The sequence below is a fragment of the bacterium genome (genome assembly GCA_026416715.1).
Taxonomy (GTDB): domain Bacteria; phylum UBP4; class UBA4092; order JAOAEQ01; family JAOAEQ01; genus JAOAEQ01.
This window is the reverse complement of the sequence record JAOAEQ010000004.1, coordinates 1-14,971: the sequence shown is the minus strand read 5'-3', so window position 1 is coordinate 14,971 and position 14,971 is coordinate 1. Positions and strand designations below refer to the sequence as shown.

The 14,971-nt window shown below is 41.4% G+C and carries 9 protein-coding genes and 1 pseudogene; 5 read left to right on the top strand and 5 right to left on the bottom strand.

All coding sequences use genetic code 11. The annotated features are described in order from the left end of the window. Positions 1 to 17 precede the first annotated feature (17 nt). Positions 18 to 713, top strand: a complete 696-nt coding sequence (locus tag N3A72_02320) for a vitamin B12 dependent methionine synthase (protein ID MCX7918444.1) — start codon at positions 18 to 20, stop codon at positions 711 to 713. Positions 714 to 827: 114 nt separating this feature from the next. On the opposite strand, the gene N3A72_02315 is transcribed toward N3A72_02320, so the two are convergent. From N3A72_02315 to N3A72_02295, 5 genes and pseudogenes are all read right to left on the bottom strand, one after another. Then, positions 828 to 1,253, bottom strand: coding sequence for a ribonuclease HI family protein (locus N3A72_02315; protein ID MCX7918443.1), 426 nt, complete (start codon positions 1,251 to 1,253; stop codon positions 828 to 830). 60 nt (positions 1,254 to 1,313) lie between these two features. Further along, a pseudogene (gene kdsA, locus N3A72_02310) lies at positions 1,314 to 2,114 on the bottom strand (3-deoxy-8-phosphooctulonate synthase). 81 nt (positions 2,115 to 2,195) lie between these two features. After that, the gene (locus N3A72_02305) at positions 2,196 to 3,110 is read right to left on the bottom strand and encodes a sensor domain-containing diguanylate cyclase (GenBank protein MCX7918442.1); all 915 of its coding nucleotides are present in this window, start codon (positions 3,108 to 3,110) and stop codon (positions 2,196 to 2,198) included. A gap of 3 nt (positions 3,111 to 3,113) precedes the next feature. Further along, positions 3,114 to 4,676 (bottom strand): sodium:solute symporter, encoded by a 1,563-nt coding sequence (locus tag N3A72_02300; protein ID MCX7918441.1) that lies wholly within the window; start codon positions 4,674 to 4,676, stop codon positions 3,114 to 3,116. Between the two features lie 117 nt (positions 4,677 to 4,793). Then, positions 4,794 to 4,994, bottom strand: a complete 201-nt coding sequence (locus tag N3A72_02295; protein ID MCX7918440.1) for a DUF6485 family protein — start codon at positions 4,992 to 4,994, stop codon at positions 4,794 to 4,796. A gap of 255 nt (positions 4,995 to 5,249) precedes the next feature. On the opposite strand from N3A72_02295, the gene smc reads away from it, so the two are divergent. From smc to N3A72_02275, 4 genes are all read left to right on the top strand, one after another. Next, positions 5,250 to 8,897, top strand: coding sequence for a chromosome segregation protein SMC (smc, locus tag N3A72_02290; protein MCX7918439.1), 3,648 nt, complete (start codon positions 5,250 to 5,252; stop codon positions 8,895 to 8,897). Between the two features lie 62 nt (positions 8,898 to 8,959). After that, positions 8,960 to 9,889, top strand: coding sequence for a signal recognition particle-docking protein FtsY (gene ftsY, locus N3A72_02285; protein MCX7918438.1), 930 nt, complete (start codon positions 8,960 to 8,962; stop codon positions 9,887 to 9,889). Positions 9,890 to 10,256: 367 nt separating this feature from the next. Further along, complete coding sequence (locus tag N3A72_02280) at positions 10,257 to 13,595, top strand: helicase-related protein (protein ID MCX7918437.1); 3,339 nt, start codon at positions 10,257 to 10,259, stop codon at positions 13,593 to 13,595. Between the two features lie 266 nt (positions 13,596 to 13,861). Beyond that, the coding region (locus N3A72_02275) for a DUF1156 domain-containing protein (GenBank protein MCX7918436.1) at positions 13,862 to 14,971 on the top strand (1,110 nt) is incomplete at its 3' end.

The window sequence follows — 14,971 nt, the reverse complement described above, 5'->3', positions numbered from 1 at the left end:
TCTGCTGTGTTTAATCTATGATAGTTATTGCAGAACCATTCAAACTAAATCGAGATAAGTTAAAATCTCGGTTACGGATACCACCTGATGATACTCGTTTCGATAACGAATTAACTGTATTGGTAGAAGAAGCGGAATCAATCGGAAAACCGAAAGGATTATATAAACCGTTCTATATTGATGCTAAAGGTGAAGACTATATCGAACTGGACGGTAAACGGTTTACCAGCCGTGTGTTGCGGGTTAATTTAGAACACGCCCATCGAGTGTTCCTTTATGTAGCTACGTGCGGAACGGAATTGGAAACTTGGGCGAATAAGATTGCTGACCCATTACATCAATATTGGGCAGATGCAATTAAAGCTGAAGCGTTAACCATCGCGTTTGATATGATGAATTCCCATCTCGTTCAAACATTCCATCCCGGAAAATCCGCTACTATGAGTCCGGGATCGCTTGACGATTGGCCAATTTCAGAACAGCGGATTCTCTTTTCATTACTAGGAGATACACAAGAAACCATCGGAGTAACTTTAACGGAAAGTATGGTAATGGTGCCGACAAAATCCATTTCTGGAATACGATTTCCAACTGAAGTCGATTTTGAAAGCTGTCAATTATGCCCGCGAGAAATTTGTCCTGGACGACGTGCGCCGTATGACCAGAAATTGTATGACCGGAAATATGCACGTACCACGGTTCAACTAGATTAACCCGGTTTCAAATTGATTCCACTAATTTTTGCCAATGAGCTGACTATGGTTGCTGGATATTTCCGTCTCTAGCGCAGTTCAAGGTAAAACAATCGTACCTTTCGTCGGTTTAATCTATAAATTATTTTTTTCGTCGATAGCTTCGTTGGCCAGTCTATCAGCGTCGCGATTCTTTTCTCGTGGAACGTGATTCACGGTAGTCTTTCTAAACTGGGTAGATAACTGTTTAACCTGGTGATAGAGCTGTTTTAGATGCGGTTGTTTAATGTTATACTTCCCACTAAGCTGACGGACTAACAGTTCACTATCAGAAATAATCTGAAGTTCTTCGATTCCTAACGTTTGCGCCAATTGTAATCCTTCAATCAATGCGGTATATTCCGCAACATTATTGGTCGTTTTACCAATATATTTCGCCATACGCCCGAGTTCGTTCCCCTGTGTATCGGTAAGCAGAATACCTATCCCTGCATCGCCAGGATTACCCCGTGACGCCCCGTCAATATACAGGATTGCAGATTGACGATTTGAACTTCCCACTGCAGGTTGAGATTTAGAAGAATCAGCGAACTCTGTAATTTTAGTTTCATTTGTGAAATGAATCTTATGGATTTGGATAAGTTGCTGTAATAACGGCTTTAAATTACCAAGCGCTAGCGCATTTGCAGCATCGCTTTTCGCTAATTCCGGCTGCTGATGTACTTCAAGGAATATTCCATCACAACCAACTGCAACCGCTGCTCGGCAGAGATAGGGCACCATCGTCCGGTCACCACTCGTTTTATCTCCCGCACCACCCGGCTGCTGAACTGAATGGGTTCCATCAAAGATAACTGGATAACCGAACGAGCGCAATATCGGTAACGAACGCATATCAACGACAAGATTATTATATCCAAACGAAGTCCCTCGTTCAGTTAATAAAATTTGTTTATTACCGGTTGATTCAATTTTCTCGATAATATTGTTCATCTCCCATGGGGAAAGGAACTGCCCTTTTTTAACATTAACGATTTTCCCGGTCTTCGCTACGGTAACGACTAAATCCGTCTGTCGGCATAAAAACGCTGGAATTTGCATGATATCCGCAACTTCAGCGACCGTTTCTACCTGAGTTACACAATGGACATCAGTTAAAATCGGGACAGCGACTTTCTTTTTTATTTTCGCAAGGATTTTTATACCTTCTTTTAGGCCAGGTCCACGAAACGACCTGATACTTGACCGATTCGCTTTATCATACGATGCTTTATAAATGAACGGAATCCCAACCTGTTGCGCAATCGATTTCAATTCTTGCGCGAGCTCAAAAGCCATCGTTGGATTTTCGATTACGCAAGGTCCAGCAATAAGCACGAGTGGATAGCCTATTCCAATTTTAATGTCTTTTAGTGTTACCATAAAAAATTTCGACCTAACTTTTATTATGATTTGAGTTACCGTTATTTACCCCGTTGTATTACAGAACTAGGGAGAAAACGGCTATTCAAACAAGGCGACGCGATTTCGTCCGATTTCTTTCGCGCGCAACAATGCTTTTTCAGCACGGCTAATGAGCTTTTCGAACGTATCATCTCCTTTAACGAATGTACATCCGAAACTAGCGGTTATGATAATATCTTCAACGGGAAATTTATGGAGTTCAATAGTCTGACGGAGTCGTTCCGCCAGCTGTTTACAGCCGAGCATTGAATTGGTATACGCTAAAATCAGAAATTCTTCTCCGCCCCATCGCGCGACTAAATCCGGTAAACGAACACTCACATTTAACAATGTTGCTATCTGATATAGGATTTCGTTTCCGATTTGTTCGCCATACGTATCATTAATCCGTTTGAACCGGTCGATATCAACCATAATTAATCCGAACGAGATTTGACCGCGCTTTTTTAACGCTATCTGTTTCAATAATACTTCACTTATATACCGACGATTATAAACGTTGGTGAGCGTATCTCGAATGGTTAATTCAGAGATAAGATTCTCCGTCGCAGCTAGTTTATCTAGACTAGACTGGTCGGTAAATAGGGTTACCGCTCCAATCATACGATTATCGCTATTACATAAAGGTATCGCACGGATGGCGAGATGGATTCGTTGTCCGTCCTTATTTTTCGCCCATACTTTCGATACTACCTTTCTACCCGAATTCGCTACTTCTAATAACGGACAGCGTAAGTCACAGAGTTTTGTTCCAGCATCGTCAATATCGTCAAGACCGGACTCCGAACATTGTTTCCCAACTATTTCTTCACGGGAATATCCCGTAATCAATTCTGCTGATTTATTCCAATAGATGATTTCCCGATTCGTATTAACGAAAAAAATTCCATCAGCGATATGGTCTAACAATTCTTGATACATTGTCTGACTTAACTGATTCATTGCAACATTCATATATCATTTCATTTTACCAAAGGATAAGCGACTTATCAAATATCCTACCAGTATCGTGGTTAAACAACCGAGCGGAGCATACCAAGGCCAAGCAAGTTTCAATGTCTGTAAATCGAGCGATGGATTTGCGGATAAAAACGCATTTCCAATTGCGGGAATATTAGTTGCCAATAACGGTAAAATCCCTTTATAAACCAAGTTTAATGGCCAAGGCGGTGCAGCTAGAAGAACAGTGCAAGCACCAGCAATCGCACCGAGAATCGCGCCAAGTTCATTCGCTCGTTTAGTTAATAATCCTAACAAGAAAATCCCAAGTAATGCCCCGAAAGTATACGACGGAATCTGTAATGCCATATCAATGATCGTCTGTTTCGACCCTGAAGCTGCTATACCAATGAGGATCATGACAATACCCCAAAATGCGGTAAAAATTCTGCTCATCAATAAATAATGGTTATCATGTGCCTGCGGTTTAATATAGCGTTTATAAATATCGTTAACCGTGGTATTAGCGAGTGCGTTGATATCTGAACTGACAGTGGACATCGCCGCCGCGAATATCCCAGCAACAACTAACCCGCCAAAACCAATCGGCAGATAGGTTATCGCAAATCGCGGAAAAACTTCATCGAACCGGTCAAAAGTCGCTTTCGGATCGAACTGTTGATAGAACGCATAGAGCATAACCCCGAGTAATAAAAAGAAAAGAAATTGTACATTAACCGTTATCCCGCTACCGATAATCGCTCGTTTACTATCCTTTTCTGTCCGGCAGGCAAGCATTCGCTGGGCAACGGATTGGTCAGTTCCATGGGTTGCCATAGTCAAGAAACAGCCGCCGATGAGTCCGGCAAAGAAAGCATAGTTAACTGTCGGATTAAGCGTGAAGTTAAAGAACGAAAATTTATTTGCTAGCATACCGTAGTGGATAACATCACTGAATCCGTTCGGGAGCCGGAGCCAAATTAATACTATCGCTAGTAATGGTCCGATAAGATAAACGATAAACTGTAAGACATCAGTCCAGACGACGGCGATAAATCCACCGAATACGGTATAGACGAGCGCTAAAATACTGGTTGCAACGATGCTTACAGTTATTGGTAACCCAAACGCAATCTTAGCGACCAATGCGCCGGTAAATATCCGAATTCCGGTTGCGAGAATCCGACTGATAAAAAAAGTTACCACCGCAACAGATTGTGCTTTATGTCCAAACCGGTCTCCGAGAAACCCATATACGGTAAAATATTCACCGCGATATAACCGTGGGATAAATAACCAGGCAAGCAATATCCGTCCAACGAGATATCCGAACGCAACTTGGATAAAATGGAAATTTCCACCATTGGGATTAAATGCTATGCCAGGAACAGAAATAACCGTTACCGCTGAAGTTTCCGTGGCAACAATTGACATAGTTACTGCCCACCAGGGAAGAGAACGTCCACCGAGGAAATAGTCCCGGGTAGTCCGCTGTCGTCGAGTGAAATAGAGACCTAATATCGTCACGCTAACCAGATACATCATCATTACGACGATATCTAACAATTTAAGCTGTAGCATAAAAAACCGAAAGCCCTAAAAACCGAAAAAATATTCTCGTTTTATACACACTCTCTACTTCTTCCGTTTTCAGGTTCTATAGTTAGACTGGTTCAGATTTCGATATTGCAATCTGCTTTATTGTTTTCGATGATATGCTCGAATAAAATTGGCTATTGAGCGGTCGTACGTTCGTTCATAATCCGCTGGGAAAAAACAGCCGGGTAACTCGTTATTTCTGCGATGATATATGATACATTCACAGCAGATACCTTTCCGAGAACATGGTTCATACGAACAACTGCATATTTTCTGATTTTTATCTATCCGACATTCCATAGATTGTTTATCCCCTGATTAAGTATAAATAAACTACTATAAATTTTGGTATAAAGTGTATTGAATTATTGAAGTTCTGTCAAGTTAAATGTATAGCACTGTATTCATTTTGTTCAATATCTTGTTAGATATTGGCTAAATAGTGTATGATGTTATACTAAAAATATAAAAAAGTAATTACAGAAACTAAAACGCAATTACAGCGATTTAATTGATACAATCAAATTTAGAAATCGGTGTAATCGGTGTTCTAATATGTATCTTAAGAAATTGGAATTACTTGGATTCAAATCGTTTGTCGATGAGACGGTTTTAGAGTTCGGGCCTGGTATCAGTGTCATTGTAGGTCCTAATGGTTGCGGGAAAAGTAATCTCTTAGATGCAATCCGCTGGGTGCTCGGTGAACAGAGTCCGAAGATCCTGCGTTGCGACCGGATGGCAGATATTATCTGGAATGGGAGCGCAGTTCGACCAGCAACGAGTTTAGCGGAAGTGAGTTTAACCTTAGCGGAGACTGAAAATGTGTTACCATTAGGATATAATGAAGTTACCGTAACTCGCCGTTTGTTTCGTTCCGGCGAGAGCGAATATCTAATCAACAAGGTTCCTTGCCGACTGAAAGATATTGAAGAACTGTTTATGGATACCGGAATTGGCTCCCATGCTTATGCGATTATGGAACAGGGGAAAATGGATTTATTACTTTCCCAGAAACCGCAAGAACGACGGTTTGTTTTTGAAGAAGCAGCTGGTATAACCAAATATGAAACTAGAAAAGATGAAGCGATCCGTAAACTTGAACGGACTGAACAAAACTTATTACGGCTCCATGATGTTATCGCAGAAGTACGAAAGCAGGTGAGTTTAGTAGAACGCGCGGCGCGCGCTACCCAACGATATCAAGAATATTTTAATGAATTAAAATTATTAGAGATATATTTGCATAAGACCGAATATGACCGATTATTTACTGAAGAACAAACCCAGCAGGGAAAATTGCATCAGCTCCAGGATGAAATGAGCCAGATTACTGTGGCTATCGACAAACTGGAAGCGGAACAGGAAACAATAAAAACCCATTTAACCGATAGCGAAAAGAGACTTCTAGCGATTCAACAGGAACGGCAGGATATTGACCGAGAAATGCAAGAACAACAAGCGCAAATTTCTATTGCTAAAAACCAGATTACCGCAGCAGATGAATCTCTCGAAACGATAACTCGCGATATCCAGCAGATTAACGAACGAATCACTGAACTTACCGCATCAGTTGATCCCATTAAACAAGAATGCAGTCAGGTCGCCGAACAGGAACAAAAAATCGAACAGATGGTTGCTGAACAAACAACAACTATTGAACAACTTGCGGTACAACTCCAACAGCTCGAACAAAACGTTCAGGAAACAACCTTATCTATCGCAGCGCAGAATAAACAATATACCGAACTCCGTGAACTTATCTCGCGGATAAACGCCAATCTAGAATCAATTATCGCTCAAAAACACCAGACTGAACAAAATCTGACGCACAAGCAACAAATGGTGGATGAACTAACTGCTCGGGTTGCTACCCTTAGAAAACAACTCGAAAACGTCGAACAAATTGTTTCTGCAGGAAAAGAGAAAATTAAACAGCAGCAATCAGTTAAACAGCAGCTCCTACAACAGCACCAGAAACTTGCGGGTATCTTAGACCAGTTGAAATCTGAATACAATAATAAAGTTGCTCGGAAAGAATCGTTAGTCGCTTTACGAGAAAGTTTTGAAGGATACTATCAGGGACCCAAAACATTGTTACAAGCGAGAGAAACGTTTCCAGGGTTATTGGGAACCGTAGCAGAATTGATTCGACCGGAAGCGAACTATGAACTAGCATTAGCTGCAGCGCTCGAAACCGCGGCACAGTTTCTAGTAATTGAAAATACTGCGGTAGCGAAACAAGTAATGTCGTTTTTGAAACAGAAAAAATCAGGTCGGGTTACGATTCTTATTCTTGACCAACTTAACCAAACGAATCAACTAACAATACCTACGGAAGTTTTAACATCACCTGGGGTTATTGGTTTAGCAACCGATTTAGCGGCTTATGACGTTAAATATAAAGCGGTAGTACATTGGGTATTGGGAAATACGCTGGTGGTTGATACACTCGATACCGCATTTCGAATTATGTCCCAAATTCCTGAAGGGATTCAATGTGTAACCTTGGAAGGGGATACGGTAACCAGCAGTGGCCAAATAAGCAGTGGGATACCAGAATCAGCCCAGTTATTTGCCCGAGATCGCGAGTTGCATGAACTTATTGACCAAATTAGCCAATTAGAACACCAAATCGACCACACCACCTCTCAACTTACCTCGGTGACTCGTCAAATCGAACAGAATCAGAAACAAGTTGAGCAACAACAATTATTGCTTTTTGATTCAGAACTTGAGTTTACCGGATTACATCGTGACTTAGATTCGTTGATAAAACAGCAACACCATGCACAAAATGAAGTTGAGGCTGTATCGGTAATTTTGTCCAATTTAATCAATGATGAACAGAAATTAATCGCTCAAAAAACGGCGTTATCGAAACAGGCTGAAGAGTTAGAAAAAACCCTAAAAGAGAATCAAGCTGCATTGGTCGAATTCCGGAATCAAATCGAAACAGTGGTAAAAAATAAAGACGGAAAGATTCACGAATTAACTGCTATCCAGATTCAATTAGTTGAAATACGAAATCGGAAACAGAATCTTACCGAAACATTAACCCGAATTGTAAATGAAATTAACGAACGAAATATAGAATTAAATCAGAAAAATATCCTCTATCAGACATATTTAGACAAAAAAACCAATGCCGAGAAGAATATTCAAACTGCTGAAGACCGGCTCACGGTACTTTTGGGCAAAAAAGATGAAGTTAGCAAACGGTTAATTGAGCTTCAGCAGGAACGAGATACATTGAACCAATCGCTGGATACATTAGCCGAAAAGATACAGGGATACCGCCGTGACCAAAATGGAAAACAGAACGACCTGCGCGACTGCGAGATTCAGCTTGCCCAACTCCGGATGCGGATGGAAACTATGTATCAGCATATTCTTGAAACCTATCAGACTGACTTGCGGACGTGCCAAGTTCCGGAATTGCCAGAATCGTTATCTGCGTTAGATTCGACAGGGAAAGAATCTCGTATTCATGAATTAAAGTCGAAAATACAACGGGTCGGACCGGTTAGTCCAGGTTCTATTGAAGAATATGAAACGTTAAAACAACGGTTAGAATTTTTAACTCAACAGGAGAAAGATTTAACCGATGCAAAAGAACAACTTATCGCGACCATAACGCATATTAATCGGACAACAAAAGAACGGTTCGCAGAAACCTTTGCCCGGATTCAAGCGAATTTCCACGAAGTATTTCGCCAGGTATTCCGTGGAGGGCAAGCTCAGTTAACTCTGTTAGATACAGAGAATATTAACGAATCTGGCATTGAGATCATGGTGAATCCGCCAGGGAAAAAACTGCAAAGTATAACCTTATTATCCGGAGGAGAAAAAGCATTATCCGCAATTGCACTGCTGTTTGCCATCTATCGGCTTAAACCGAGCCCGTTTTGTGTATTAGATGAAATAGATGCGCCTCTCGACGATGTTAATATCGGGCGGTTTACTGACTTGATTAAAGAGTTAACCACCCAATCGCAATTCATCATTATGACACACAATAAACGGACGATGGAAGCTGCTGATGTTCTGTATGGCGTCACCATGGAAGAACCGGGAGTATCGAAAGTGATTGCTGTAAAAATGACCGGACAAGCTTGGTATGGTGGCGAGTTAACGCTCAGTCTTGATTTCAACAAAGCAATCCTTCCGAAAACCAAAGAAGTTACAGAAACTAAAGTTGATTAAAGATGCAAAAGTTACAGTGCTTATATGGCTCATTACCTATAAAGTATAAATCATAGACTAAAATGAACGGCTCAAACTTATTTGCTTCACTCAAACGTGGATTAACCGCAACACGTAATCAACTGGTTAAAAAAGTAAATAATCTTTTGTTCGGTGGGAAAAAACTTGATGAAGCGATGCTTGCTGAACTTGAAGAAGTGCTGATTACAAGCGATGTCGGCGTATCAACCACGATGCGGATGATTGAAGATTTACGAACTGAACTTAATGCCGGACGAATCCTAACCCCCGAGCAACTTCGCGAAGCGTTACAGCAAGAAATACTCCGTATTCTTAATGATACTCCCCATGAAATTCTGATCAGTGAAAGTCTGAAACCAACGGTTATTCTCATTGTTGGGGTTAATGGTACAGGTAAAACAACGACTATCGGCAAACTCGCTGCCCGATACCAGCGGTCAGGGAAAAAAGTACTTATCGCCGCTGCTGATACATTCCGTGCTGCGGCGATAGACCAGCTTGATATTTGGGCACAACGTGCTGGTTGTGAAATAGTTAAACATCAACCGGGAGCTGATCCTGCTGCGGTAGTCTATGATGCGATCGCTGCAAGTAAAGCGAGAAAAGTAGATATTTTGATTATTGATACCGCAGGACGGCTACATACCAAATATAATCTGATGGAAGAATTAAAAAAAATCCAACGGGTCATCTCTCGGGAACTACCGGAAATCAAACCGGAAATACTTCTGGTGCTGGATGCAACGACCGGCCAGAATGCAGTCTCGCAAGCGAAATTATTTAAGAATGCTATCGCAGTTACCGGATTGATACTAACCAAACTTGACGGCACGGCAAAAGGTGGAATTATTATTACTATTCGAGATGAACTACAACTACCGGTAAAACTTATTGGAATCGGGGAAACAATCGATGACCTTCGCGATTTCTCACCACAAGATTTTGTTTCCGCTCTTTTTGCTACAGACTAGTTCAGAATCTATTCGCGCAATATCCAGTTGCTATCTGTACCACTTTCGGTAGAACTACAGGTTTACATTTCCAACATAAAACTTATCTTTTTAGAATATTGTATCTGTTTCTTAAAATTATAGCGCCTATACCTAAATCGGTTTATGTTATCGAATATCAATAGTTTATGGAATCAAGGGACAATGTGCTCAAAAATAACATCCAATGCGAAAACGGATTCGCAGCAGCGTAGAATTGTTGCATAAAGTGAAGAAAACATCAGGAAAGATTTCCGCCAACAATTATATCTTGACCTGACTAGAGAATTAGGTATACAATTACACTCACATATAATTTCAAAATATGATTTTTTCAGGAGTTTATTGAATGCCAATTCAGCTGGGAACTATCCTCAAAGGACCGTTTTGGCCGGAGCGAGTCAGGGTGATATCAGTTCAACCGTTTAGCGGAACGCGAATTCGTATTGAAGCGGTAGGATTAAATACCCGTCAATATTACAATTCGATTTTTTCTGAAGAGGATTTAAAAACGGTTGAGATTATCGAAGAGAAACCATACCAATTCACGGCTGATGGCGAAACATTATTTTTGTATCTCGAATCGCACCGTATCCGGAATGCGTTCCAGTTCGACCCGCTTTATGCGGTCAATGTCTCTCAAATCGACCCGTTACCGCATCAGATTGAAGCGGTTTACCATTACATTATTCAGAATCCACGGATACGATTTATGCTAGCGGATGACCCTGGTGCAGGGAAAACCATCATGGCCGGATTACTGCTGAAAGAGCTGAAGTATCGGGGTTTAGTCGAGCGGGTACTGATCGTTGTTCCTGGACATCTGAAAGACCAATGGCTGCGGGAAATGAAGGAGAAGTTCCAAGAAAATTTCATACTCCTAGATAGAGGAGTAATGAATTCCTCCTGGGGACAGAACATTTTTACCGATAGGAATCAAATCATCGTTTCGATGGATTTCGCTAAGCAAGACGATGTTTTATTCGCGTTAAAAGATTCGAGATGGGACCTCTGTATTGTTGATGAAGCGCATAAAATGTCGGCATATAAATATGGTGAGAAGGTAAACAAAACGCAGCGGTATTTTTTCGGGGAACAGTTATCGCAGTTAACCAATTATCTCCTGTTTCTCACCGCTACTCCACATCGGGGCGATCCTGAGAATTTCCGGTTACTCCTCGACTTACTCGAACCCGGATTCTTCGCAAATACTGAGATGCTAGCCGAATCTATCCAGAATAAAGATAATCCGTTATTCATCCGTCGGTTGAAAGAAGATTTAAAAAATTTCGATGGTACCCCGATATTTCCGCCACGGCACGTTGACACGGTGAAATATTATCTTTCCGATGACGAAAAAAAACTCTATAATGCTGTGACCGAATATGTAGAACAACATTTCAATAAAGCGTTACAAAAAGAAAAACGGAATGTTACTTTCGCCTTAACCATCTTGCAACGACGACTCGCTTCCAGCATCCGTGCGATTAGAAAATCTTTAGAGCGTAGATACGAACGATTAAAGCAACTCTACGAAAAGGGACAGATAATTCAAGAAATCGGTTATGATGAAGAATATCTTGAAGATTTAGAAGAAAAAGAACGATGGAAAAAAGAAGAAGAGTTGTTAGAGAAATTTACGTCTGCAGAAACGTTAGAAGAACTGAAAGTCGAAATCGATAAACTTGCTGAACTGGTCACTCTTGCCAAGGAAGCAGAGAAGAAAGAGATTGAGACGAAACTGACTGAATTGAAGACAGTGATGGATGTAGAAAAACTTCAGCAAACCAAAACGAAACTGCTTATCTTCACTGAAGCAAGGGACACCTTAGAATATTTAGTTGAAAAGCTCCGCAAATGGGGATATACGGTAACCTACATCCATGGTGGCATGAATCTCGACCAGCGGATTCAAGCGGAACAAGATTTTAAAAATCAGCAGCGGGTACAGATTATGGTCTCAACGGAAGCGGGCGGTGAAGGGATTAACCTTCAATTTTGTTCCTTAATGGTCAACTATGATATTCCTTGGAATCCCAATCGGTTAGAACAGCGGATGGGTCGGATTCATCGGTATGGGCAACAACATGAAGTCCATATTTATAACTTGGTAGCGATGGATACTCGGGAAGGGATGATTTTAAATAAGCTGTTCGAGAAATTGGCTCGGATTCGAGAACATCTCGGTTCGGATAGGGTATTTGATGTTGTTGGCGAAGTGTTGGTTGGGAAAAGTCTTAAAGACCTGATTGTTGATGCGATAGCGAACCGGCGGAGTATGGATGATATTTTAAAAGATTTTGAACGTATTCCTGATGAAGAAGCGATAAAGAAGGTAAAAGAAGCGAGTTTAGAAGCGTTAGCAACTCGGCATATAGATTTAGCCAGGATTTTAGGTGAACAGCGTTTCGCGAAAGAAAACAAACTCGTCCCGGAATATATTGAAGAATTTTTCAAACGCGCAGCAAAAAAGTTTAATATCAAGCTGGATAAACGCGAGGACGGGTTCTGGCGGATAACTTCGGTTCCATTTGAGCTGCGAAATCAACCGCATCATTTCAAAACTAAATATGGAGAAGTACTTCGAGAATATGCGAACGTATCGTTCGATAAAGAGAACGCATTTAAGCATCAGGCAGAATTCGTGGCGATGGGTCATCCGCTACTCGAAGCGGTCGTAGAGACAATCTTTACTCAGTTTGAGCCAGAGGTTCGTGACGGAGCGATTTTTATTGACCCAGATGGGAAAATGAACGGAATCCTCTGGTTTTTTGAATCAGAAATTAAAGACGGAAAGAACGAAATCGCTGGCAAGCGGTTATTTGCGGTGTATCAGGAGCTAGAACATACCCGTTTATCTTTTGTCAACCCAGCGATTTTATGGGACTTAAAACCGGTATCAGCACTGGACAATGCGACACTGAACCAGCCATTAGACCAAATCATCGATGCCGATACGGTTAAATCCTTTGTAGTAACCAATGGATTAGAAATATATAAACAGGAACTATTAGCTAGACGGCAACGAGATACAGATATTAAAAGTAAGTATGGGATTCGCTCTCTGGAGGCAATGATACTCGATTCCGATGCGAAATTAACTGATTATGAAACCAGAAAGATGAAGGGAGCACCGATTCCAGAGCCGACCGTCCAAAAAGAACAAGCAAAAAAAGAAGATTTACTCCGCAAAAAAGACCGACTTCTGCACGATATTCAAGCAGAAGTAGCGCTCTATGCTACGGATCCGAAAATTATCGGGGTAGTGCGCGTTATCCCAGCTTCACCCGATGAGACCACACTACGGATGGTTACCGATGAAGAAATCGAACGAATCGGAATGCAGGTTGCGATGGATTATGAAAAACAACAAGGGCGAGCCGCTGAAGATGTGCATCATCAGAATTTAGGGTATGATATTCGGTCAAAAGATGCTCAGGATAACTATCGGTATATTGAAGTTAAAGCGCGCGCGAGAGAAGGAGCGGTTATTCTTACTCCGAATGAATGGCTGATGGCGCAACGGTTGAAAGATGAATATTGGCTCTATATCGTAACGAATGCTAGGAGCGAACCTGAACTATTCCTCATCCAGAATCCTGCTTCCTGCTTGACGCCAGAAGAAGAAGTGAGTATCGTTCGGTATCTCATTAAAAATTGGAAGGATAACGCTGCGGTGGTGAAATGATTCAGACTGACCTTTAAAAATAATTAAATAAGCTGAATCGGAAACGACAGTATGGATTGTATGCACTAGAATTACAGGAGATTACAGGTGGAATTTTAACTTTATTTCGGAAAGATATTTGTACCGAAGAATACCTGCACAATCTAGGGCTGAATGAACGACAGATTCAAGCGGTATCCTATGTTAAAGAAAATTGCATAACATCGGACAGTACAAACTTTAATACTGACTTTGTTATATTATATAACTTAAAGAGGAAATACAAAATGCCGAAGAAATCGTTTATTGAAGTAGATTTTCCGGTAAAGGAAGTTAGCGAAGAATCCGCTCGGGAGAAGAATATCCGACACGGGCATATTTCGACACTGCATATCTGGTGGGCACGACGGCCGTTAGCTTCATCTCGTGCGTCAATTTATGCCTGTTTAACGCCTGAACCGAAAGATGAAGAAGAACGATTAAAACGCGTCCAGTTTATCCATAATCTTTCCAAATGGGAAAATTCGTTGAATAAAGATTTAATCAACCGAGCAAGAGAAGAAATCCTAAACGCGAATAATGGCAAACCACCGAAAGTGCTCGACCCGTTTGCTGGTGGCGGCGCGATCCCGTTAGAAGCGTTACGGCTAGGCTGTGAGACTTATGCGAGCGATTTGAATCCGGTTGCTGTGTTAATTGAAAAATGCACACTGGAATATCCGCAGAAATACGGACAACCGAAAAAAGTCAAATCCGGTGATTTAGCTGGCGTAAGGGAAATCAATCCGTTACTAGAAGATGTAAAGAAATGGGGTACTTGGGTTCTCGAAGAAGCGAAAAAAGAACTCGGGAAGTTTTATCCCGCTGACCCTGACGGTTCTATTCCAGTTGGTTATATCTGGGCGAGAACCGTTAAATGCAACAATCCGAAATGTGGCGCAGAAATTCCGCTAGTTCGTCAGACGTGGCTCGCGAAAAAAGAGAATAAACGAGTAGCGTATCGGTTGATACCCAGAAAAAATACCGTTGCATTTGAAATTGTTGAAGGGAAAAAAATTGATTTCGACCCTGAGAACGGGACGGTATCACGGGCGAGAGTTATCTGTCCGTGTTGTGGTTCCGGATTGAGCGATAAAGATGTGCGCAACCAATTTCAAACGGGGAAAGCAGGACAGAGAATGGTAGTAGTTGTTTTACAGGGAGGAAATAGCACAAGAGCATTAGCGAATAAGGGAAAAAGATACAGAGTAGCTACGCAAAAAGATTACGAAGTGTTCACACAAGCGGAACAATATCTGGAGAAGAAACGGCGGGTATTATTCGAGAACTGGGGCTATGACCCCGTGCCGGATGAACTAATGAATACAAAAGACCCGAATACAGTTGCAGGTCGCGGT